Raw genomic sequence first — 22,723 nt, 5'->3', positions numbered from 1 at the left:
TAATGGTTGAACAAGAACGGGAACTGGATCATCTACTAAGCAGGCGTATATCTGTGGGAATGAGAGCCAATCTTTTTTTGGGAAATTAAGAGCGAGTGCCAAAAAGCGAATAAACGAACGAGAGGGCAATCTGAGGATTGCTCTTTTTGTTTTGTTATGGAATAAGGAAGGAAAAGAGGAATACCCATGTCCTTCAACGAATTTCACTATAAAGGATACAGATGAGGGGGTTCGATATGCTGATAAGGGAGGCAACGGTCGCCGATGCAGAAGGGATAGCGATCGTGCATGTAGACAGTTGGAGAACGACTTATAAAAATATCATTCCAACCGATTTTTTAGCGAAACTGTCCTACCACAAAAGAAAGGCTTTATGGATAGAGAATATATCAAATGAAGGGAATCACGTTTACGTTGCAGAAAATGGCGATGGAAGGATTGTCGGGTTCATTAATGGCGGAAAAAGAGCAAAAAATCCGGTTGCAGATTCCGGTGACTTAACCGCCATATATATCCTCGAAGAATTTCAAGGAATGGGCATAGGCAAAAAGCTTCTGAAGAAACTGTTTTTGAAATTGGAGGAGCTGGGATTTCATTCGATTTTCGTCGAAGTGCTGGATGGAAACAAATCCCGATTTTTTTATGAAGCATTTGGAGCGAAGGTGATTAAGTCGGAACCCATCAAAATCGCCGGCGAAGCATTAACGCTTTTGGTTTACGAATGGAAGCACACTGCCCTGGTATTGGATGCCAAGAATGTACGTGAAAGCGGAGGTAATTGAAATGGAGAAAAGGGAATTAAGAATCACTGCATTACCGGGATATGAAGGAGAAATTGGGCGGTGGCTCTGGTGTTTGGAAGATGTACGCCGTACCATCATATCCCAATTAACCGGCGTCAGCCAAGCTATGATCGATACGAAGTCGGCTGAACGGCAAACGATTGGCTCGCTGCTTTATCACATTGCATTGGTCGAGGCGGATTGGTTATACGAAGAAGTGCTTGTCAGGGAATGGGACCCGGAAATACTTGCGCTGTTTCCGGCAGACAGCCGTTCAGTGGATGGCTCCCTGACCCACGTGGAGGGACAAACTGTAGAAGAGCACGTGGACCGCCTGAACCGGGTACGCAAAGTTTTCCTCTCATATTTCCAAACAATGGACCTGGATGACTGGCGTAAACCAAGAATACTTGAAAAATATGATGTCACACCTGAATGGGTCGTTTACCATTTGATTGAACACGAATCCCATCACCGCGGACAAATCTTTCAACAACTGAGACAATTACGGAACGAAATAAAAAGCTAACGACGGATCAAACTGGCGATAATCCGTCCGAGCGGAGAGAGAATTCGTCCGAAGCGGGTGAGAATTCACCCAGCGCGCGTTAATTCGTCCGAGCGGAGAGAGAATCCGTCCGAAGCGGGTGAGAATCCGTCCGAGCGGAGAGAGAATCCGCCCCAGCTGGAGATAATTCGTCCGAAGCGGGTGAGAATTCGCCCCAGCGCGCGATAATCCGTCCGAGCGGAGAGAGAATTCGTCCGAAGCGGGTGAGAATCCGTCCGAACTGGGTGAGAATCCGCCCCAGCTGGAGATAATCCGTCCAACCCGCGTGAGAATCCGCCCCAGCTGGAGATAATTCGTCCAACCCGCGAGAGAAATCGCCCCAGCGCGCGGTAATCCGTCCGAGCGGAGAGAGAATTCGACCTAGCTGGAGATAATTCGTCCGAGCGGAGAGAGAAATCGTCCCAGCGCGCGATAATCCGTCCGAACCGGGTGAGAATCCGTCCCAGCAAAAAAATCTAGCCAGCAGCAAAACAAGAATAAAAACAAAAATAATCTGTCCAGGATCCTGGACAGATTATTTTGCTGTTTTTTTAATTAGTCGATTTGATGGTTATGGCTCGGGCGTATGAGGCTGCTGGCATAACCGACGACTCCTCCTACGATGGCCGGGATGATCCATCCTAGTCCTGCCCCATATAAAGGAAGGATCGCATTAAAGAAAGTATCGATGAATGAAATGTGAATGCCAGCTCCGCTTAATCCATCAAATAAGCTGACGATGAAGGTCAGCAGTAAGCTGCCTTGATACACTTCCGGTTTCCCTTTGAATAGAGAATGGAAGAATGTTAAGAAAATCAACACGATGGCCAACGGGTAAATGGCTGTCATCACAGGTACGGAAATGGCAATGAGCTGTGTCAGGCCGATATTGGCAACTATTGCACTGAAAACCGATAAGCTGATCGCAATGGTTTTGTAAGGCAGGTTTGGAAACAGCTTATGGAAGTATGTCGAACAAGACGTTATCAGTCCTACGCTTGTCGTTATACAAGCTACGGTAATCATTAATCCGAGTAAGATTCCGCCATATGACCCAAAGTAGTAATCCGATACTTTGGCCAAGACGATTCCTCCGTTGTCGAGATGTCCAAGCTTTTCTACGCTGGAAGCTCCCATATAGGAAAGGGCCGTATAAATCGTTGCAAGGATGATGGCAGCAATAGCGGTTGCTTTTCCGCAAACGATCATGATTTGTTTTTTTGTTGTGGCGCCTTTTGCTTTGATGGCATTAATGATGATGATACCAAAAACAAATGATGCAAGTGTGTCCATCGTTAAATACCCTTCTTTGAATCCATTGAAAAATGGTTGAATGGTATAGTTACTGGCAGGTGCTTGAAAGTCCCCGATTGGATGAACGAATGCGACCACTACGAGAATTCCAATGAACGTTAACTTGATCGGTGTCAAAACTTTCCCCACAATTTCGACAATTTTCGCAGGATTGAGCGAAAGAAGACACGTTACTGTGAAAAAGATGATGGTGAAAATGATTAAAGGTAGTGGTCCTGGATTTTCGGGTAAGAAAGGTTTCACGCCGATTTCAAAGGATACGTTACCTGTTCGTGGTATTGCGAAAAGCGGCCCGATCGCTAAATAAAGAACGGTTGTGAATACAATTCCAAACACCGGATGCACGCGACTCGCTAGCGACTGTAAATCATCTTTTCCTGAAAAGCCAAGCGCCATTACACCGAGTAAAGGCAGTCCGACTCCCGTTACCAGGAATCCGGCATTGGCAATCCAGACATTCATTCCTGCCGATTGACCAAGCATTGGCGGGAAGATTAAATTTCCTGCCCCAAAGAACAAAGCGAACAGCATGAAACCGATCACTACTATGAATGAAGATGGCACTTTATTAGACACATTAAAACCTCCATGAATTTAACCATAATTTACTATTTTAAAAAATAATTAAATTTTCTAAAAATTGTAGACAAACTAATATTTAAGACCATTTCGTATTATATCTAAATAAAATTGATATTTCAATATATTTTTTGAATTTTATTGCCAAATCTTATGCCCAGGTCTTGGTTTCCAGCTTTCCTTTTCTTATTTTGAGCATCTAAAAGCAACTCATACCATTAAGTTGCAATCAATCATGAACGATAGGTAATCATTACACATAAATTAAAAGGATATCATTTTGGGACGTTTAAATGGAGGGATTGGGTAATGATAAGTTTTAAACCGTTTCATGGGATCGTCACCGTGGTCAGTGATTTTCCAACCGGACAAAGTGGTGAGCGGGAGGGCTGCTATAAATTAGTATCGGTGGAAGAAAGGGGAACATCCGTGAATTTCGTCGTGTCACCCCGCACGTACTTCGTCGACCAAGCAATGGTGTCGGTAGGTGATCGGGTAACTGGATATTATGATGAAAATGCGGCTGTTCCTCTTATTTACCCGCCGCAATATCGGGCACTTATCATGGTGAAGGATAGTCCATATCAAAATGTGAAAGTGGATTATTTCAATGATCAATTGGAGAGCCGGGATGGTCAATTGCGATTGAATCTTTCACCGTTCACGCAAATCGTTTTACAAAATGGGCAACCTTTTTCGAGATCTCCTGAAAACCGAAATCTCATTGTCATCTATGGACCTGCCACCAAAAGCATCCCTGCCCAAACCACGCCATATCGAATCATCGTTTGGTGTTAGGAAAAAGAAACGACCGGAAGCATCAGGCTTGCGGTCGTTTGGGGCTTCTTAAGAAGACATCGTGATGCCGCCATTGATATGGATGCACTGTCCTGTTATATAAGCTCCTTCATCAGATGCGAGCAGTACATAGGCCCCGGCGTGATCTGCCGGCTGCCCAGGGCGGCCAAGCGGTGCCTCCGTGCCAAATTCCGCTACGCTTTGTTCGTCGAACGTCGCCGGTATGAGCGGAGTCCAGATTGGGCCTGGGGCCACCATATTGACGCGGATCCCTTTCTTTGCCACATTCTGGGCAAGACTGCGTGTGAAGCCGACGATTGCCCCTTTTGTCGCCGTATAATCCATCAATGTAGCGTGTCCTCTGTACGGGTTGATGGAGGTCGTGTTAATGACGGAATTACCTTGCTTCATATGCGGGACGGCATGCTTGCTCATGTAGAATACGGAATATATATTGGTGCGGAACGTCTTGTCCCATTGCTCGTCCGTGATATCCTCAATATTTTCCGTCGGGTATTGCACCGCAGCGTTATTCACAAGGATATCCAGCTTGCCGAATTCGTCGACTGTTTTTTTGACCAATTCCTTGCAGGTCGCTTCCTCCGATACATCTCCTGGGAGTAAGAGGCAGCGGACGCCTTCAGCTTCAATCAGCTGCTTCGTTTCCTCTGCATCACTATGCTCATCCAAATAATTCACCACGACATGGGCCCCTTCTTTTGCATACGCCATCGCAACCGCACGCCCGATGCCGCTATCGCCGCCAGTAATCAGTGCGACGCGGTCCTTCAGTTTATCGCTTCCTTTGTAATCTTTCGGCTGAATCGGCAGTGGATCCATCTCGGATTCGATGCCGGGCTGCCTTGGCTGTGTTTGACCGGGTTGTCCGTTTTTTTGCTGTTCATATATATTCAAGAAAATCTCCCCTTATATGATTTGATGTATGGATACTTTAGCCGTTAAAAAGGACAGATAAACATCAAGGGTGTGGAAGGGTTTCGCTTAAGGGCATACCAAACCAAGCATGAGAGGGAATGTTGCAATCATGAAAGTTTCACCGAATCACCCCGAATTTCCGTAACAAAAAAAAATACAGCTTAATATGATATCACGAAGGAAGGGGCGGAAAAATGGCAGCTATAAACGGAAATCAGTATATTGATCGGATTGACCGGCTAAAAACGACTGTATGGTTCGATGGAGATCTTGTGACGGGAAAGATTTCGGAGCACCCTGCATTTAAGGGCGTCATGAAAAGCCAAGGGAAATTATATGATTTCCAGCTTGAAGAACGAGTCAAACAAAAAATGACGTATCTATCTCCCTTAACGGGAAAACCGGTAGGAATGTCCTACTTACAGCCAAAGACAATCGATGATCTAGTCAATAGGCGCACCATGATTCAAGATTGGGCGAAGCTGAACAATGGGATGATGGGCAGAAGTCCGGATTATATGAATACGGTCATCATGGCATTTGCATCTTCTGTAGGCTTATTGACTGGCAAAGCGAATTGTTATCCAGAAAATATAACGAATTTCTATGAATATGCACGCGACAATGATTTATCGATCACTCATACATTTATTGATCCTCAGGTAAATCGGGCCCACTATCATTTTGAAAATGCGGAGGAGCCGATTGCAGCAAAAATCGTCGAAAGAAATGCTGAGGGAATTGTGATCAACGGTGCGAAGGTATTGGCGACACAGGGCGGGATAACGGATGAAATATTAGTTTTGTCGGCAGCAGGATTCGGGGGGAAGGATAAAGGTTTTTCATTCAGCATTCCCAGCAACAGCAAGGGCTTGAAATTCATCTGCAGGGATTCCTTTGTTGGCGGGGAATCTGCATTCGATCATCCTTTGAGTTCGAGATTTGAAGAAATGGATACGATTGTTGTTTTTGACCATGTATTGGTCCCCTGGGATCGGGTATTTTATTTTGATAATAGTGAAATCTCCAATACCTTCATGACTTCCAGTTCATTTTCCGCTTTCACCATGCATCAGGTTGTAGCCAGACGGATCGTTAAAACTGAATTCATTCTAGGCATTGTGCAATCCATCATCGAGACGATAAATGTTGGCGCATACCAGCATGTCCAAGAAAAAGCGACCGAAATCATCGTTGCCCTGGAGACGATGAAAGCCTTGCTGTTCAAAGCGGAAATGGAAGCGCAAGTAGATGAATGGGGTTACATGAGGCCAGATCAATTGACGCTTCAAATTGCCAGTAACTTGTTTCCCAAAATTTATCCAAGGTTTACGGAAATCATTCAATTGCTAGGTGCAAGCGGGTTAATGACGACCCCAACAGAAAATGCCTTCCGATCCGGGATCAGAAAAGATTTAGATCGATATTTGCAAGGCGCATCCAAAAATGCAGAAGATCGCACTAAGCTTTTTCGTTTGGCATGGGATATGTGCATGAGTTCATTTGGTACAAGAGAAACGTTATATGAACGGTTTTTCTTTGGTGATCCAATCAGGCTTGCAAGCCAATTGTATTCTTCCTATGATTCTAAAGCCTATGTAAAACGCGTGGAATCCATTTTGTCGTCCACTGACCGCTTAGCCGATGATTGATTCGGCCTTTCGTCATATCCACATCAAGTAGCCCAAAACACGCAATCGCTAAGGTGTTGGATGGACTACTTTTTTTAGTGTCTTTTATATGCCAGCCAATGGCGGCGGGCGAATTCTGGCATTGGCAAGCGGACTTCATTGTAACGGCAGCCCTTTTTCAAAGTTGTCTGAATTTTTATTTTCGGTGTGGGAAAAACCGTTGACAACAAATAGGTCCAAGTATATATTTATTTTAAGTAAAAATTTTACTTAAAATTTTTTATCGGTATTTGAAAGCGCATTCATCAAAAGCGGGAGGTGTGTTGCTGATAGAAGGGGAACGATGTCTTACGTCATCCGTTCATGATTGTATTCAAGTGGATCGAAATAAACATAAGGGGAGTTAACCTAGATGAAAAAGAAAAAGCTAATCGGCGCTGTCCTGGCAACAGCGCTTGCGATAGGATCTTTGGCTGCTTGTTCCAATGAAGATAAAGCTTCTACCTCGGGTGATGATGGCAACGGTAAAAAGATCACATTTTGGACACCATTTTCTGGTGCGGATGGCCCGAGAATGAAGAATATTGTCGAGAATTATAATAAATCGCAGTCTGAATATGAAGTGAATATGCAAATCGTTCCGCAATCGGATTATTATAAAACGGTCGATGTAGCATTTTCCGGTCAAAAAAATGCTCCTGATCTATTAATCATGCATACCGATCAGCTAACGAACTATGTGGAAAAGAATCTAGTGAAAGATGTTAGCGAGACAGTGGCATCTGCAGGTATCAAACAAGAGGACTATTCCGAAACGGCCTGGGGAGCCGGGACAGTGGACGGAAAGCAATATGCAATCCCGTTGGATATCCATCCCCTGCTTCTGTATTACAACAAGGACTTGTTCAAGGCTGCTGGTTTGGATCCTGAAAAAGCCCCGGTGAATCGGGAGGAGTTCCTCAGTTTTGCGAAGAAGTTAACGGACAAGTCAAAGGGACAATATGGCTATGTCGTGCCGACTCTTTGGCCGAATCAGTTCATTTACCCGACGATCTTCTATCAAAATGGCGGGGAATTCTTAAAGGATGGCAAGCCTGATTACAATAGCCCGGCTGGTGTTGAGGCATTGACCTTCCTGGCGGATCTTATCCACAAGCAGAAGGTGTCCCCGGCCAATGTTCAGCAAGATGGAGAAGTGAACCTTTTCCTTCAAGGCAAAAATGCGATGCAGTTCAATGGACCGTGGATGATGGAGCAGTGGGACAAGGCAGGCATTAATTATGGGGTTGCCGAAGTGCCGCAATTAGGAACGGAAAAACAAGCGGTATATGCAAATGGTCATAACTTTGTCATACCAGCTACTGTTAAAGATAAAGAAAAGTTGGCCGCCATCAATGATTTCCTGAAATTCGCTGCCAAGAACACATTGGAATGGGCAAAATCAGGTCAAGCCCCTGCTTCCAAGGCAATCTATGAACAAAATGAAGAATTTAAAAGCATGGTTCAACAGCCTAAGGTTGCCGCTTCGTTCGAATACGCCAAGTTTGCCCCAAGAATTGCAAACTGGGGCCAGATCTCAGATCCATTATGGGCTGAAGTGAATCTGGCGTTATTAGGGAAAAAAGATCCAAAACAGGCGTTGGATGATGCAACGAAAAAAGCCGACCAGATCTTGAATAAATGACTTGAAGGGGGCGGCAGGTGAATATCACTTGCTTCCTCCTATTATTATATCGACCGCAGAGATTAATAAGGAGAGAAACCTATGCAGCGAACATCGTGGAAATCTAAAGCCACTTCCAGTTTATTTGTCTTACCGTACTTGATCTTGTTTACTGTTTTTCTCATAGCACCGATTGGATATGGGGTCTGGATCAGTTTGCACGATTGGGATTTGCTGAATCCGGTCAAAGAGTTCGTCGGGCTTAAAAACTACCTGAATATTTTTGACTCTGAATCCTATCTGCACAATTTATTTTTTGAGGGACTGAAAAACACGTTCTTGTTCGTCCTCTTCAGCGTGCCATTACTTGTCGCCGTCGGGCTTGGTTTAGCACTGCTGCTGAATGCCCTGCCAAAGAAACTGACAGGTCTATTCCGAACTGCTTATTTCATCCCCTACTCTGTATCCGTTTCCATCGTTGCCATCATCTGGCTTTGGATATTTGATACGAACAGTGGCTTAATCAATCAATATCTCCAGAAGTTAGGGCTTTCGGCGATCCCTTGGCTGACGGATATCCCTTGGGCCTGGGTTTCCATCATCATCGCTACGCTCTGGTGGACGATAGGATTCAATATGGTGATCTTCACCAATGCCTTGAATGAGGTATCGGAGGAATTATATGAAGCCGGTTCATTGGATGGGGCCAACAGATGGCAAACCTTCTTTCACATTACGCTGCCGACCATTAAGCCAACGATGCTATTCGTCACCCTTACCTCGACCATCGCATCCTTCAATATCTATGGGCAGCCTTATTTGATGACCCGAGGCGGTCCCGGCACATCAACGCAGGTCCTCCTGATGAATATTGTCGAGGAGGGCTTCAATCAGCGGCAATTGGGAAATGCCGCAGCGATGTCGATATTGATGGCCCTGATCATGATCATCATCTCACTCGTTCAATTTAGACTGACTAGGGAAAAGAAGGAGGCAATGAAGTAAATGAGAAATAAAGGTTTCAAGATATTTATAGTCACGATAGCGATTGTCATTTCCATCTTCTTTATCGCTCCTCTTTTTTGGATGCTGGCTACTTCCTTTAAAACGGATCAAGAAGCCTTCACCTCAGGAATTAAATGGATACCGGAAGTGTTCACGCTGGAGAATTATACGTATAGCCTTAGCGGCGGCTCGGATACGCCAGTCTTTACGTGGATGTCAAATTCGCTATTTGTCGGAATTGCAGGCACATTGATCGTGTTAATTGTCGATACCCTTGCTGCATATGGTTTGGCGAGGCTGGACGTACCTTTCAAAAAGCTATTGTTCGCGATGTTCATTGGCTCATTGACGATTCCATGGGTGATCACGTTTTTACCTTTATATATGGGGTTCAACCAGCTAGGTTTATTGGATACATATGCCGTGCTCATTTTGCCTTATTCCGCCAATGCATTTGGCGTGTTTCTTTTATATCAATCCTTCAAGGCTTTCCCGAAGGAATTGGAGGAGGCAGCCCATTTGGATGGAGCGAACAAATGGCAGGTGTTCACCAAGATTGCCTTACCATCTGCACGCCCCATTATTTGGACATTGGCGATTTTCACCTTCATGTCGATTTACAACGATTTCCTTTGGCCATTGCTGACGACAAGCTCGCCGGAAATGAGGACCATCACAACCGGCATTGCCATCATGCAGCAAGGAAGCTTCGTTTCTTCACCAGGAAGGCTAATGGCGTTAACGGCGATTGCCACCATTCCCGTTATCCTTATCTTCATTTTGGGTCAGCGCTCGTTCATCAAGGGAGTCACCCAAACAGGCATTAAATGAAATGATTGCAGGGGAGCGGGAAATGGGCAGGTATCCCGGAATGATTTACGATTCCCATTAGGAATATCCCCTTTCTTTTTTATGGATAATATGAAATTATTAAGATAAGGCACATACAGAAATTATGTAAGAATGGATTGATAAGGATGGCCACGATAAAGGATATAGCTGAAAAAGCTGGCGTTTCCATTGCGACTGTTTCAAGAGTTCTGAATTATGACGATTCCCTTTCCGTTACGGATGAGACAAGGAAAAGGATATTTGAAGCAGCAGAAACGTTATCATATAAACGGCGGGCTATACGAAAGGCAGCACCTTCCAAATTTGCGATTATCCATTGGTATACAGAAAAAGAAGAGCTTGAAGACTTATACTATATGTCGATCCGGTTTGGAATCGAAAGGCGCTGCCAGCAACTGGAGGCCCAGCTCGTAAAATATTTTTATAATGACCTTGAGGAAGTGAAGCTTGAAAATATTCAAGGGATCATTGCAATAGGGAAGTTCAGTAAGGAGCAAGTCCTTGCACTTGCGGAAATTACGGAAAACATCGTCCTCGTTGATCATAGTCTTGAAGATGATTCATTTGATTCCGTTAAAATCGATTTCGAGAAAGCCACTAAAAAGATCATTAACTATCTAATTGAAAAAGGACATACCTCGATCGGATACATAGGAGGAAAAGAGTCCTATAAAGACAAATCCGGCGATATCAGGGATTTGCGCGAACAAACCTTCAAAATCTATGGAAATGAAAAGCAAGTGCTTGAAGAAAAGTTCATCTATATGGGGACTTTTTCCGTGGAGGACGGATACCGATTAATGAAAGCGGCCATTACCGAGCACGGTGACGAACTGCCTACGGCCTTCTTTGCGGGGAATGACTTGATTGCGATCGGTTGTTTACGTGCATTGCATGAAGAAGGCATACCGGTGCCCGAACGAGTCAATATCATTGGGCTCAATGATATCAGTGTTTCGAAATATGTCTATCCAGCGCTAACGACCCTTAAGGTGCACACGGAATTGATGGGGGAAACGGCAGCTGATTTAGTGATGGAGCAAGTGATGGGCCGCAAAATCGTCAAGCAAGTCTTGATCGGTACGGAATTGATCATCAGGAGCAGCAGCTTCTGAGTGAAATGATGCAGAGTGAATCGTGATTCTTCAATTTTTTTGAGGAGTGCACATAGACCGTTACATTCCACTGCAGGTGCTCCCTTTCCGCGGGCGGTCCTTGAGCCTCCTCGGCTTTCAGCCTGCGAGGTCTCACGTAGACGCGCATTTCCCGCAGGAGTGTCGCGCCTTCCGTTTCATTCCACTCTGCGTGAAAACGGAGATGGAAACTTCATTGCCCACCGAACTGATGGTTATAGAACGAACGTTACATTCCACTACAGGCGATCCTTATCCAGAGGCGGTCCTTGAGCCTCCTCGGCTTTCAGGTGGGCACTGAAAAAGTCTGTTTAAAGAGAAAACGAAGCTAATTACCTACTGCATATAGGTTGTTAGCTTCTTTTATTGTCAGTATATAGATGAAAATTTAAAAAGCGTTATTTTTCAGCAGCCTCTTACAGCCTGCGGTGTCTCACGTAGACGCGTATTTACCGCTTTCATTCCCTTTTGTAAGAATTTGAAGATAGCATTCCATTGCCCATAGCTATGGAATATCTGTTCTTAGCCCGTTTCTTTTCACTTCAACCGGAAGTCTTGCATCCATCGTTCCGGGATCACGATGTTTTAACAATTACCTTTAACTCCCATTACTTTTAGCTTGAAACCATGGAATCCATCCATGGTTTTTTGTTTTGGAAAGAAAAAGGGTTGATAAAAATTTTACTAAAATTATTGACGTTATTTTACTGATTATATAAAATAGTGTTGTAGGCGCTTTCAATAATTGCAATGACTTTTTTTTATAATGAAATCAATCATCTATAGGGAGAGAATGCCATGACATATCGCCAGGAATATCCAAGACCTCAATTTGTTCGCAAGGATTGGCTGAATTTAAATGGAGCCTGGTCATTTGCTTTTGATGATCAAAAAATTGGTACCGATCAAAAGTGGTATGCTCAGGATTCCGCGGTTTTTGACAAGGAAATCCAAGTCCCCTTCGCCTATCAAACGAAGCTGAGCGGCATTGAAGATAAAAGCCTTCACGATATCGTATGGTATAAACGGCATTTCGAACTGTCCGATCTATGGAAGGGAAAAAGGATCCACCTTCATTTTGGAGCGGTGGATTATCGATCATGGGTATATGTGAATGGACAGTTTGTGGGATTTCACGAAGGTGGTCACACAAACTTTAAGTATGACATAACGGAGTATTTAACTGGCGGGGAAGAAACGGTCGTTGTAAAGGCAGAGGATCCATCCACGGATGAAACGATCCCGCGCGGCAAGCAGTTTTGGCTCGAAAATTCGGAATCGATCTGGTACACGAGAACGACAGGCATCTGGCAAACGGTTTGGATCGAGCCGGTCGAGCCAGTGAGTGTGGAGAACCTTAAATGGACGCCGGATATCGATCATGGAAATATCCATATGGAATTTGAGGTATCGGGAGACTACAGCGAAAAGCATGTAGACGTCGAGATCAACTTCCAAGGGGAACGGATCGTCAAGGATAGTCTGTGCATCATGGAACGATATACGAGCCGCAGCTTCAACCTCCATAATCATAAAATTTTCAGAACGAACACGCACCATGACGGCTGGAACTGGACCCCGGAGAATCCAAACCTTTTTGATGTAACGATAAAATTGAAAGATGAGAATGGCAGGTTACTAGATGAGGTGGAAACATATTTCGGGATGAGGAAGGTCCATACGGAAAATGGCATGGTTTATTTGAATAATAAGCCCTATTATCAAAAGCTTGTCCTTGATCAAGGGTATTGGGAAGATGGGCTGCTGACGGCCCCCACGGATGGAGATCTGAAAAAAGACATTGAATTGGCTAAGGAAATGGGCTTCAACGGGTGCCGCAAGCATCAAAAGACAGAGGATCCCCGTTTTTTATATTGGGCGGATAAGCTAGGCTATCTTGTTTGGGGAGAGTGTGCGGCATCCGCTTCGTTCAATAACGATTCGGTTGCCCGTTTAACGAGAGAGTGGATTGAGATGGTAGCAAGAGATTATAATCATCCCTCGATCGTCGCTTGGGTGCCCTTGAACGAAAGTTGGGGCGTGCCGCATATAAAGGATAATTCCAATCAGCAGCATCATTCGTTGGCGATGTACCACCTCCTTCACTCCTTGGATGGAACGAGGCTGGTGATATCGAATGACGGCTGGGAACTTACGAAAACGGATATTTGCGCCATCCACAATTACAATCACGGTGCGAAGGATGAAGAGGGCAAATATGAAACGTACAAAGGCGAGTTGGCGACAAAAGAGGCTACCATTGCTTCCATGCCAGCGAAACGAAAAATTTATGCCGATGGTTTTTCCCATCAGGGAGAACCGATCCTTTTGACGGAATTCGGCGGTATTGGCTATAAGGTCGGGGAAGAAGCTGGTTGGGGATATACATCGGTCGTAAATGAAGAAGATTTTGTAGGGGACTACCGAAGAATTATGGAAGCTGTCTATGCATCCAACGTTCTTCACGGATATTGTTATACCCAACTAACGGATGTAGAGCAAGAAATCAACGGGATCCTGACCTATGATCGAAAACCGAAATGTGACTTGAAAAAGATCAAGGAAATCAATGATATGTGGCATCCGGAAACGATCTCTTAACGAAAAAGGGCCAGTGGCAGAGGATATGAAGCTTTGCGCTGGCCTTTCATTTTATCAAGGATATATAAAGGAGGGCCCATGGACAAAAACACGTTAATAACTGAGTTTCAGCAAGTATTTTCAATCGAGGCAAGTCAGGGGGTGCACACCTTCTTCTCGCCTGGACGGATTAATCTTATAGGGGAGCATACCGATTACAATGGGGGATATGTGCTGCCTTGTGCAATCACATATGGTACCTATGGCGTCGTCAAGCTTAGGGAAGATCGCCGCGTTCGTGTCTACTCAAAAAATTTCGCAAACAAGGGCGTCATCGAATTCTCTCTTGATCGATTGGAATTCGACGCAGAAGATAATTGGGCTAATTATCCAAAAGGCATGATTCGTTATATACAGGAAAGTCAGGGAGCATTTCCTGTTGGCTTTGATTTATATGTGTCTGGCAATCTCCCGAATGGAGCCGGTCTTTCTTCATCCGCGTCACTCGAAATGCTGATGGGGGTCATTCTGGATGAGATTTTTGCTCTTGGGGTTAACCGTATCGAGCTTGTCAAGCTTGGACAAAAGGTCGAGAACGAATTCATTGGGGTCAACAGCGGTATCATGGATCAGTTCGCTGTCGGGATGGGTAAGGTGAACTGCGGGATATTCCTGGACTGCCAAACACTTGAATATGAGTATGCCCCGCTGAATATCGAGGGCCATAAAATCATCATCATCAACTCCAACAAAAGAAGGGAACTGGCAGACTCCAAGTATAATCAGCGCCGTTCGGAATGTGAGGAGGCATTGCGGCTTTTGCAAAGTAAGCTGGATATCCAAAGCCTGGGTGATCTTACGGAAGAGGAATTTGAAGCCAACCTTTCGTTGATTGAAGATGATGTGCTAAAGCGGCGGGCCAAACATGCGGTGTATGAAAACAACCGGACAAAAAAAGCCTTGAGATCGTTGAAGGAAGGGGACTTAAGCACCTTTGGAAACCTCATGGATGAATCTCATCTTTCCATGCGCGAGGATTATGAAATCACGGGAATTGAATTGGACACCCTAGTGGAAGCGGCGTGGGAACAAGCGGGAACCGTGGGAGCGAGAATGACCGGAGGCGGTTTTGGTGGATGTGCGATAGCATTGGTCGATGCGAATGCGGTGGATTCCTTTATCAAAGATGTCGGTGGACGGTATAAGCAAGAAATTGGCTATGAAGCCGATTTTTATGTAGCAAGCATAGGGGACGGAGCCAAACGAATCTGAATGTCCGCTCTCGTCTCTCGGTCCCCTGAGATTGTAAAGGCAAAACGGTAGACGTATGGATGATGCATGGAAATGGAACTGAACCTATCCACCAGGATAGGAAAAATAGATTAGCGAAGGAGTGTTTATATGGACATATATACAGCTATTCAAACACTTCTGAATCGGGCCGTTCAGCTCAATTTGATGGTGAAAGAGGATGAAATTTATTCGCGCAATCAAATGATGGCCATCCTTCATTTGGAGGAATTCCCGCTTGCGGCAGAGGAACGGAAAAATGCAGCCATTCCTGATTTGCTTGAGGAAATGGCGGTTTATGCCAGCGAAAAGGGCATCGTTGGTGATCTCGACATCGATAAAGAAATCCTCAGCAGTAAAATCATGAATGTTCTCATCAAAAAACCGTCGGAAGTGAATGGGACCTTTTATGAAAAGTATCAGCAAGACCCGAAAGCGGCGACAGAATATTTTTATCGATTGAGCCAGAACAGCAATTATATACAAATGAAGCATATCCATAAAAACATCAACTACAAATTGGAAAGCCAATTTGGTGAACTCGATATTACGATCAACCTCTCGAAGCCGGAAAAGGATCCAAGGCAAATCGCGTTGGAGAAAGAAAAACGGCAAGCCCTATCCTATCCCCGCTGCCTTCTCTGCGTCGAGAATGAAGGGTATAACGGGAGAATCGGCCATCCGGCACGTTCGAATCATCGGACGATCCGGCTTGAATTAACGGATGAGCGCTGGCATTTTCAATTTTCTCCGTACGTTTATTATAATGAACATTGCATTGTTCTTTCAGAAGAGCACCGTGATATGAAAATAACCAAAGGAACATTTTCAAGGCTCTTGGAATTCGTGGAAAAGTTTCCCCACTATTTTATTGGTTCGAATGCAGATCTCCCGATTGTAGGAGGGTCGATATTAAATCATGATCATTACCAAGGCGGGCGATATGAATTTGCCATGGAAAACGCAGCGGAAGAATTCCGCTTCACCATGGACGGTTTTCCGGAAGTGATAGCCCATACCTTGAAGTGGCCGATGTCAGTCATTCGTCTAAGAAGTGAAAACAAGGAAGAGTTGATGGATGCGGCGGCCGACATCCTCGAGAAGTGGAGGCTATACTCGGATGAAGGGGCGGAAATAATCGCTTATTCAGGTGAGACGCCGCATAATACGATCACACCGATTGCACGTTGGAAGGATGGTCATTTCGAGCTGGATCTTGTACTGAGGAACAATCGTACAAATGATGAGCATCCAGATGGAATCTTTCATCCCCACCGTGATGTGCATCATATAAAGAAAGAAAATATCGGCTTAATCGAAGTGATGGGTCTTGCCGTTCTTCCGGCAAGGCTGAAAGCGGAGCTGGAGGAGATCGAAGCCTATTTGTTGGGCGGAACGAAAAAAGTGCAGGGATATCATTCGTCATGGGCTAATGAAATAAAGGCACGCTATGATGCAAGCATTGGTAAAGAAACCGTTCAAGGCATCTTGCGAAAAGAATTGGGTGTTAAATTCCTCAGGACATTGGAGGACGCCGGAGTATTCAAAAGGGATCTGCAAGGTCAACAGGCATTCCGCCGTTTTTGTCTGGGTCTATAGGATGGAGGAGAAGGGAAATGAAGGTATCTCAAGCTTTTTTAGGTGAATTGGATGGAAAGCGAATCGTGGAACATAAGATCGTCAATGATGCGGGGATGGAGGTAACATGCCTCAATTATGGCTGTACAATCACGAGCATCTTCGTTCCCGACCGACATGGGAAAACGGAAAATGTAGTACTCGGTTTTGACACCGTTGCCGAATATCAGAAGCATTCCCCCTATTTCGGCTCAGTGATCGGACGCCACGCTGGCCGGATTAAAAATGGGATGCTTACGGTGGATGGAGAGACGTACAGACTCGCCCAAAACAATCTTGGCAACCATCTTCATGGCGGCATCAAAGGGTTTGATAAAGCGGTTTGGGATGTATCCATCACCGAAGAGACCGACTCAATAAGCATTCGCTATAGCCGTTTAAGCGACCATCTGGAGGAAGGCTATCCTGGAACGGTTGAATTGGCGGTGATTTATACGGTGACAAACGATCATGAAATCATCCTTACGCTCGAAGGGGAAAGTGATCGACCGACCATTTTGAATTTGACAAATCATACGTACTTTAATTTGAGCGGCAATCTGAAACGGTCAATCGCATTACATCGGCTGACGTTAAAAAGCGATCAATTCCTGGAGCTTGATGATGGCTTGATACCAACAGGTCAGGCTGTGGATGTGGAGGGGACTGTATTCGATTTCCGCAAAGGTCGTGTTATACAAGACGGAATCACATCACGGCATCCGCAAAACCTCTTGGCTGGAAACGGATATGATCATCCTTTTCTATTACGAGGGGGCGATTCAGCGGACATCGTTTTGGAAGATGAAGAAAGCGGACGCAGACTTATCATTGAAACCAATCAGCCCTCGGTCGTTTTATACACCGGCAATTCATTAGAAGATGATTTTCAAATTCGCGGAAAGCAATCGGGAAAATACCTGGGCCTGTGCTTGGAAACCCAAGGTATCCCGGATGCCATCAATCATCCACAGTTCCCTACTACTCTTGTGGGTGAGGGAGAGCGGTATAAGTCTGTGACCAAGTGGCGTTTTGGCACAACCGAATAAATGACTCCTCATGGAGTGCGGACCCCATGGAGGTTTTCAGACTGCAGGCAAACTCCACAGCATTGGAATTTGTCTGCTTTTTTTCCATTCCTTGATGCCACTGTCCTTCTGTCCCATTAGGTATATGCATGATGAAACCACCAATCGAGGGTGGTTTGTTTTTGTTACTTCATGATTTCTTTAGCTGAAGCAACGTTCGTTGTCCGTTAAGGGCAAAAGGGATTATAAGGGATGAACCGGTGGGAATGGAAAATGGAGCTGGAGGATATCACTTTTGAAGAGGCAATCTGGAAACCGGCTGATGGGGCCATGCATTCCATTTGATTTGTACAGACAGATCCCGGGAGAAGATAATCCATTAGTACTGGAACTGAAGAGCTTAGCGATGCACGACGCATATCATATTGGGCAAATTGTGAGTGAAATCCAAGGAGCTTGGGCAAGGAAATGAAGCAATTAATGGCATAAAAAGGGGGAACGTCCAAATCGGACGCTCCCCTTGTCTATACCTGAATGACGACTTTGACTCTTTAAGCTAAATCGCTGCTTAATCGCATAGAACGTTCTTGGAGGCTATCGGAAGACAGGGTATACGCAGCTAATTTCTTCTTGTATTGTTTAACTACATCGATGTGGTCAGGGTAGATGAAGACATGTAACTTTATGTCTTTTTTACCTTGTTTCGTATCAAAGATTAATGGAGTTCCTCCATTTTCCGGATGCAAAAACAATCGTTCGTTGCCCGGGAATATATGGTTTTTCTTTAAGAATTTCGCCTCATTATAATGATTAATAACATGTAGCTTGTCTTCGCCCTCCAAGCGTTTCCCCTGGATCGTCAAGCTTGTATGAGCTTGGTTGAGTTCGAAATGAAGTTCGAATTTCTTAAGGATCCAATTCACTGTACTCGTTGGAAGACAGGAAACCAGTAGCTTAATGATACTAAGAATAATGGTTATAATTATAGCGGTCGTTGTCATCTATCATCATCTCCGTAACATTCTATAATATATTATTGAATTGATGATAACATGCTAAAGCAGCTCAGGGCACAATAGCTCTCAAAGTTAATAAATTGTACACATTTGATACCGAGTCTGGAAAATAAAAAGTAATGGTCATCCCGACCTTCAGGTTTCCTGGAGGTTTTTTTCATGAGTAAAAAAAGCTGAGACAAAAAAAGGAGAAAGGCGAATGGATATCGTATAACCAAGTAGGACTTTTTGCGTCATTAAAGGGAGTGAAGAAAATGGAAGCGTCAATAGAGAGGATTTTCACCGCTGAAATGGTGGAGTTGGCCGGGCGTTATTTTCAAGTGAACACAGGGAATCCGGTCAAACTGGGCGATGCCGAGAACTATGTATTTGAGGTTTATCGCGACGGAACACCATATATTCTGAGGTTGACCCATCAATCACATCGTGCAAAAGATCAAGTGCTGGCTGAGCTAAAATGGATGGAGTATCTGCACAATGACGGATGCGCGGTTCCGAAGGTCATTCCTTCAAGGGACCATAACCTGGTTGAAATGGTAAAGGGGCTTGATGGGTCGGAGTTTCATTGCTGCCTGTTTGAAAAAGCCCCTGGTGCAAGAGTGAAGGTAACGGATGGCCATCATGACGGGGATTTATTTTATGTATGGGGAAAAACGATAGGCCAGCTGCATAAAAAAACAAAAGACTACAGTCCTGAAAATGTTTATCAAAGGATGGACTGGCACGAAGAAGAATTATTGGATGCTGCACACTATCAAGCTGATGCTCCGGAACAAGTGTTGCGACAGCAAGAAGTAATCATCAGGAAACTAAAGGCGCTTCCAGTCCACCGCGATAACTTCGGCTTAATTCATTCCGATATTCATCACGGGAATTTCCATTACCATGAAGGCAGGATTCACGTCTTTGACTTTGATGACTGCTCCAATCACTGGTTCGCCAGCGACTTAGCCATCCCTTTATATTATTTGATCGGGAGCTTGGAACGTGAAGGCGTGGAAGACCTGGATGGATATGCAGCCAAATTCATGAGGGCATTCATGAAGGGGTATGAAACGGAAAATAAACTGGCACGTGAAGATTACGAGACGATTCCTTTATTTTTGAAGGTAAGAGATCTTACGTTATATAATTTTTTTCATAAAAAATATGATTTGGAAAATTCGGATCGTGAATGGAACAAAACGGTTCGAACGATCGAAAAAAGAATCATCGAAAACCGTCCGATCGTTCACTTCGATTTGGACGTGGCATCACGATGACACGGGGGATCGAGCAGGCATGATATACAAGGCACTAGTACCTGAATTATCCGTAACGAATATTAGTGAATCGAAAAAATTTTATCTTGATATTTTGGGATTTCATTTGGAATATGAACGTGTGGAAGATAAATTCGCTTTTCTTTCATTAGGCGATGCACAGATGATGATAGAAGAAATGAACGGGAGCTGGAATACAGCTGAATGGATGTATCCACTGGGTAGAGGAGTTAACTTTCAAATTGAAATCGATGATGTTGAAGGAATGGCGGCTGCTTTAAAAGGGCATGAAATAAAATTATTCAGGGATGTGATGGTCAATCATTACGAAAGCGCTGATGGGGGTGTCATCGTGAAGGAGATCTTAGTGCAAGATCCGGATGGGTATTTACTAAGGTTTTCACAGATGATATCCGCTGGGAGCAGGCTATGAAAAATGGGGGAGGGAAGAAGGATGTCCGAGACGCTGTCATATAAAATCAGGACTGCTGAAGGGAAAGATGCGAAAGCGGTTTTGGCCATACAGCAAGCCGTTATTTCCGAAGGAGAGTATTTCATTGCCGTATCGGACGAGTTCAATAAAACGGAGCAGCAGCAAAGGGAATGGATACAAGGACTATTGGAAAATGACAGGGAAACGATCATTATCGCAGAAGTGAAGGGGGAAGTCATCGGCTGGATAGTGTTTCAATCTGAAAAACGAAAAAGGATGTCGCACAAGGGCTCATTTGGCATCATGATCAGCGACAGTTACCGTGGGCTGGGAATCGGAGAAAAGCTGCTTCGTGCATTATTGGATTGGGCAGAAGCGAACCCGCTCATCGAGAAGGTGAGTTTGGGCGTGTTCTCCACCAATCATCGTGCCATATCCTTATACAAAAGGATGGGGTTCGTTGAAGAAGGCCGTAAAATCCAGGAATATAAGATGAATGATCATGTATACGTGGATGACATTTTGATGTATAAGTTGGTTTGATGATCGAAAGAAAAAAGGGCAGGTATGGAAACAGTTGCCTCCATGCCTGCCCTTTCCGTTATGTAATTGATTTATATGATGAATCAGCAATCGATCATTTGATGACCTTGACCTTCACTTGCTTTCTTCCCCATGTTAACGCATCATCTTCCTTTGGTATGAATACATCGATTCTGTTTCCTTTGATGGCGCTGCCCGTGTCTGCCGCGATGGCTTGTCCGTACCCCTCGACTTCGACGATGGAGCCTAACGGAATGACATTGGGGTCGACGGCTATCAGTTTCGCATCATCATACTTTTGCAGGTCGACGCCCATTCTGGTGGTACCTGAACATCCCTGGCAGCTCGCTGTATAAGCTGTGCTTGTGACCGTAAGCTCTTTGGCGGATGAACTCGCCACACTAGCTGTTTCCTTCAATTTACTGAAGGTCCGTGCACCGGCCATTCCATCGACCGATAATCCCTGTTGTTTTTGAAAGTTCATAACGGCTTGCTTCGTGCCTTTGCCATAGATGCCATCAATCGTTGATGTGTAGACATCCTTTGCTTTCAATAACCTTTGCAGCTGTGCTACAGGTCGTCCCATATCCCCGCTGCGCAACACCTGAATTTTTTGATTCGTTTTCGTTCCCGCTATTCCATCGGCTTTCAATCCCGATTTCACCTGGAACTTCTTAACCGATGCTTTTGTAATCGGCCCATAATACCCTGTTTCTTCATGATAAGGGAAGACCCCTTTGGTCATTAATAATTCTTGGAGCTCTTTTACATCACTATTACTCATTCCGAATGAAAGGGTGCGATTCCCGGCTGCGGCTTCGCTGTCTGTTGGCGTGCAAACGCCTAGAATGAATACGGAAGCCGTCAGGATCGTTAATATTATCTTCTTCATGTTTATCCTCCTCGTTGTTTCCTGCAGTTAAACGATTCGTTAACCCATCCCCTTTTTTAGCGCAGGTAAGGAAAAACACCGCGAAGGCACTAAGGAACTGTTAAAACATGTAACGGCAAAGGAAAGAAATGAGGCGGAGATAGGGCTACGATATCCTTAGTCATCGCGGATTTTGCATTCGAACGATGCAAGTAGGAAAAGATAGCTTAGAATCCTTATCCTTCTTAATGGAACGAAAATGAGAGGTCGGTTCAGTTGAATAAGGATAGGCATTCATGTACGTTTAGGGAAGGAGCCTGGGCTTTGTCCTCAAGCAATCCAAGGGGAGGGAATTAGGATGATAAAAGCAGTTATTTTCGACTTTGACGGTTTAATTTTAGACACGGAAACGGCTTGGTATGAAGCTTATAAAGAAACGATGGTTTTTTATGAAGCGGACTTGCCTCTCGAACGTTTTGTTACATGCATCGGAACGGATAATACGGAACTGAATGCATTTTTCAAATCCCAGTTAGGTGACAGATACAATATTGAGGAGATTGAAACGAAAGCGAAAAGCCTGCATGAAGGAAAGATGAAGACACCGAAGGCACGTGAAGGTGTAAAGGAATACTTAGAGGAAGCAAAGAATTCAGGTTATAAAATTGCGCTTGCATCTAGTTCATCGAAAGAGTGGGTCACTCATTATTTGGAAAAACTCGGTCTGTTACACTATTTCGAGGCCATTATCACGGGAGACGATGTGGATAAGGTTAAACCAGCGCCTGATTTATATATAAAGGCAATTGAGACGTTAAAGATCGATCCGACGGAAGCCGTCGC

The 22,723-nt window shown here is 44.6% G+C and carries 20 protein-coding genes; 16 read left to right on the top strand and 4 right to left on the bottom strand.

Features of this window, described 5'->3' with window-relative positions:
- The first annotated feature begins 236 nt into the window (after positions 1–236).
- Together CVN76_RS20700 and CVN76_RS20695 are read left to right on the top strand one after the other, a co-directional pair.
- Positions 237–782, top strand: a complete 546-nt coding sequence (locus tag CVN76_RS20700; RefSeq protein WP_100532874.1) for a GNAT family N-acetyltransferase — start codon at positions 237–239, stop codon at positions 780–782.
- Position 783: 1 nt separating this feature from the next.
- Complete coding sequence (locus CVN76_RS20695; RefSeq protein WP_100532873.1) at positions 784–1,311, top strand: DinB family protein; 528 nt, start codon at positions 784–786, stop codon at positions 1,309–1,311.
- Between the two features lie 573 nt (positions 1,312–1,884).
- Here CVN76_RS20695 and brnQ read toward each other — a convergent pair.
- A complete protein-coding gene (gene brnQ, locus CVN76_RS20690) occupies positions 1,885–3,219 on the bottom strand; it encodes a branched-chain amino acid transport system II carrier protein (RefSeq protein ID WP_157805732.1) in 1,335 nt (444 codons plus the stop codon).
- A 312-nt stretch (positions 3,220–3,531) separates the two neighbouring features.
- On the opposite strand from brnQ, the gene CVN76_RS20685 reads away from it, so the two are divergent.
- Positions 3,532–4,020: a hypothetical protein gene (locus CVN76_RS20685; protein WP_100532871.1), complete on the top strand. Its 489-nt coding sequence runs from the start codon at positions 3,532–3,534 to the stop codon at positions 4,018–4,020.
- Positions 4,021–4,068: 48 nt separating this feature from the next.
- Here the strand turns inward: CVN76_RS20685 and CVN76_RS20680 are convergent, their stop codons facing one another.
- Complete coding sequence (locus CVN76_RS20680) at positions 4,069–4,935, bottom strand: SDR family oxidoreductase (RefSeq protein ID WP_100532870.1); 867 nt, start codon at positions 4,933–4,935, stop codon at positions 4,069–4,071.
- Between the two features lie 215 nt (positions 4,936–5,150).
- On the opposite strand from CVN76_RS20680, the gene hpaB reads away from it, so the two are divergent.
- The 9 genes from hpaB to CVN76_RS20635 all read left to right on the top strand — a co-directional run bounded on the left by hpaB (position 5,151) and on the right by CVN76_RS20635 (position 17,776).
- Positions 5,151–6,608, top strand: a complete 1,458-nt coding sequence (hpaB, locus tag CVN76_RS20675) for a 4-hydroxyphenylacetate 3-monooxygenase, oxygenase component (protein WP_100532869.1) — start codon at positions 5,151–5,153, stop codon at positions 6,606–6,608.
- 391 nt (positions 6,609–6,999) lie between these two features.
- Positions 7,000–8,271: an ABC transporter substrate-binding protein gene (locus CVN76_RS20670; RefSeq protein ID WP_100532868.1), complete on the top strand. Its 1,272-nt coding sequence runs from the start codon at positions 7,000–7,002 to the stop codon at positions 8,269–8,271.
- An 81-nt stretch (positions 8,272–8,352) separates the two neighbouring features.
- Positions 8,353–9,255, top strand: coding sequence for a carbohydrate ABC transporter permease (locus CVN76_RS20665; RefSeq protein ID WP_100532867.1), 903 nt, complete (start codon positions 8,353–8,355; stop codon positions 9,253–9,255).
- Positions 9,256–10,086 carry a carbohydrate ABC transporter permease gene (locus tag CVN76_RS20660; RefSeq protein WP_100532866.1) on the top strand — a complete coding sequence of 277 codons (831 nt, stop codon included), beginning with the start codon at positions 9,256–9,258 and terminating at the stop codon, positions 10,084–10,086.
- A gap of 146 nt (positions 10,087–10,232) precedes the next feature.
- Positions 10,233–11,222, top strand: a complete 990-nt coding sequence (locus CVN76_RS20655; protein WP_061142747.1) for a LacI family DNA-binding transcriptional regulator — start codon at positions 10,233–10,235, stop codon at positions 11,220–11,222.
- A gap of 816 nt (positions 11,223–12,038) precedes the next feature.
- Positions 12,039–13,841 carry a glycoside hydrolase family 2 protein gene (locus tag CVN76_RS20650; RefSeq protein WP_100532865.1) on the top strand — a complete coding sequence of 601 codons (1,803 nt, stop codon included), beginning with the start codon at positions 12,039–12,041 and terminating at the stop codon, positions 13,839–13,841.
- 78 nt (positions 13,842–13,919) lie between these two features.
- Positions 13,920–15,092 carry a galactokinase gene (locus CVN76_RS20645; protein ID WP_100532864.1) on the top strand — a complete coding sequence of 391 codons (1,173 nt, stop codon included), beginning with the start codon at positions 13,920–13,922 and terminating at the stop codon, positions 15,090–15,092.
- A gap of 129 nt (positions 15,093–15,221) precedes the next feature.
- Positions 15,222–16,709, top strand: a complete 1,488-nt coding sequence (gene galT / locus CVN76_RS20640) for a UDP-glucose--hexose-1-phosphate uridylyltransferase (protein WP_100532863.1) — start codon at positions 15,222–15,224, stop codon at positions 16,707–16,709.
- Between the two features lie 17 nt (positions 16,710–16,726).
- Positions 16,727–17,776, top strand: coding sequence for an aldose epimerase family protein (locus CVN76_RS20635; RefSeq protein ID WP_100532862.1), 1,050 nt, complete (start codon positions 16,727–16,729; stop codon positions 17,774–17,776).
- 530 nt (positions 17,777–18,306) lie between these two features.
- On the opposite strand, the gene CVN76_RS20625 is transcribed toward CVN76_RS20635, so the two are convergent.
- Positions 18,307–18,756, bottom strand: a complete 450-nt coding sequence (locus tag CVN76_RS20625) for a YfmQ family protein (protein ID WP_100532861.1) — start codon at positions 18,754–18,756, stop codon at positions 18,307–18,309.
- A gap of 269 nt (positions 18,757–19,025) precedes the next feature.
- On the opposite strand from CVN76_RS20625, the gene CVN76_RS20620 reads away from it, so the two are divergent.
- From CVN76_RS20620 to CVN76_RS20610, 3 genes are read left to right on the top strand one after another with little or no spacing between them, the layout of a single operon-like run.
- Positions 19,026–20,033 (top strand): phosphotransferase enzyme family protein, encoded by a 1,008-nt coding sequence (locus CVN76_RS20620; RefSeq protein ID WP_100532860.1) that lies wholly within the window; start codon positions 19,026–19,028, stop codon positions 20,031–20,033.
- A 19-nt stretch (positions 20,034–20,052) separates the two neighbouring features.
- Complete coding sequence (locus tag CVN76_RS20615; RefSeq protein WP_100532859.1) at positions 20,053–20,466, top strand: bleomycin resistance protein; 414 nt, start codon at positions 20,053–20,055, stop codon at positions 20,464–20,466.
- Between the two features lie 21 nt (positions 20,467–20,487).
- A complete protein-coding gene (locus tag CVN76_RS20610; RefSeq protein ID WP_100532858.1) occupies positions 20,488–21,009 on the top strand; it encodes a GNAT family N-acetyltransferase in 522 nt (173 codons plus the stop codon).
- Positions 21,010–21,103: 94 nt separating this feature from the next.
- Here CVN76_RS20610 and CVN76_RS32160 read toward each other — a convergent pair whose 3' ends face one another.
- A complete protein-coding gene (locus tag CVN76_RS32160) occupies positions 21,104–21,901 on the bottom strand; it encodes a peptidoglycan-binding protein (protein WP_100532857.1) in 798 nt (265 codons plus the stop codon).
- Between the two features lie 337 nt (positions 21,902–22,238).
- Between CVN76_RS32160 and CVN76_RS20600 the strand changes: the two genes are divergently transcribed.
- On the top strand, positions 22,239–22,723 hold a 485-nt coding region (locus CVN76_RS20600), incomplete at its 3' end, for an HAD family hydrolase (RefSeq protein WP_100532856.1).

The organism is Bacillus sp. mrc49, from assembly GCF_002803435.1.
The sequence above is the reverse complement of the archived record's forward strand: the minus strand, read 5'-3'. Positions and strand labels throughout refer to the sequence as shown.

Bases quoted from the DNA above. Each gene is read 5' to 3' on its own strand.
- CVN76_RS20660 (WP_100532866.1), top strand. From the start codon at position 9,256: ATGAGAAATAAAGGTTTCAAGATATTTATAGTCACGATAGCGATTGTC.
- CVN76_RS32160 (WP_100532857.1), bottom strand. From the start codon at position 21,901: ATGAAGAAGATAATATTAACGATCCTGACGGCTTCCGTATTCATTCTA.
- CVN76_RS20645 (WP_100532864.1), top strand. From the start codon at position 13,920: ATGGACAAAAACACGTTAATAACTGAGTTTCAGCAAGTATTTTCAATC.
- CVN76_RS20635 (WP_100532862.1), top strand. From the start codon at position 16,727: ATGAAGGTATCTCAAGCTTTTTTAGGTGAATTGGATGGAAAGCGAATC.
- CVN76_RS20655 (WP_061142747.1), top strand. From the start codon at position 10,233: ATGGCCACGATAAAGGATATAGCTGAAAAAGCTGGCGTTTCCATTGCG.
- CVN76_RS20650 (WP_100532865.1), top strand. From the start codon at position 12,039: ATGACATATCGCCAGGAATATCCAAGACCTCAATTTGTTCGCAAGGAT.
- CVN76_RS20700 (WP_100532874.1), top strand. From the start codon at position 237: ATGCTGATAAGGGAGGCAACGGTCGCCGATGCAGAAGGGATAGCGATC.
- CVN76_RS20620 (WP_100532860.1), top strand. From the start codon at position 19,026: ATGGAAGCGTCAATAGAGAGGATTTTCACCGCTGAAATGGTGGAGTTG.
- CVN76_RS20685 (WP_100532871.1), top strand. From the start codon at position 3,532: ATGATAAGTTTTAAACCGTTTCATGGGATCGTCACCGTGGTCAGTGAT.
- CVN76_RS20625 (WP_100532861.1), bottom strand. From the start codon at position 18,756: ATGACAACGACCGCTATAATTATAACCATTATTCTTAGTATCATTAAG.
- CVN76_RS20670 (WP_100532868.1), top strand. From the start codon at position 7,000: ATGAAAAAGAAAAAGCTAATCGGCGCTGTCCTGGCAACAGCGCTTGCG.
- hpaB (WP_100532869.1), top strand. From the start codon at position 5,151: ATGGCAGCTATAAACGGAAATCAGTATATTGATCGGATTGACCGGCTA.
- CVN76_RS20695 (WP_100532873.1), top strand. From the start codon at position 784: ATGGAGAAAAGGGAATTAAGAATCACTGCATTACCGGGATATGAAGGA.
- CVN76_RS20610 (WP_100532858.1), top strand. From the start codon at position 20,488: ATGTCCGAGACGCTGTCATATAAAATCAGGACTGCTGAAGGGAAAGAT.
- CVN76_RS20615 (WP_100532859.1), top strand. From the start codon at position 20,053: ATGATATACAAGGCACTAGTACCTGAATTATCCGTAACGAATATTAGT.
- galT (WP_100532863.1), top strand. From the start codon at position 15,222: ATGGACATATATACAGCTATTCAAACACTTCTGAATCGGGCCGTTCAG.
- CVN76_RS20665 (WP_100532867.1), top strand. From the start codon at position 8,353: ATGCAGCGAACATCGTGGAAATCTAAAGCCACTTCCAGTTTATTTGTC.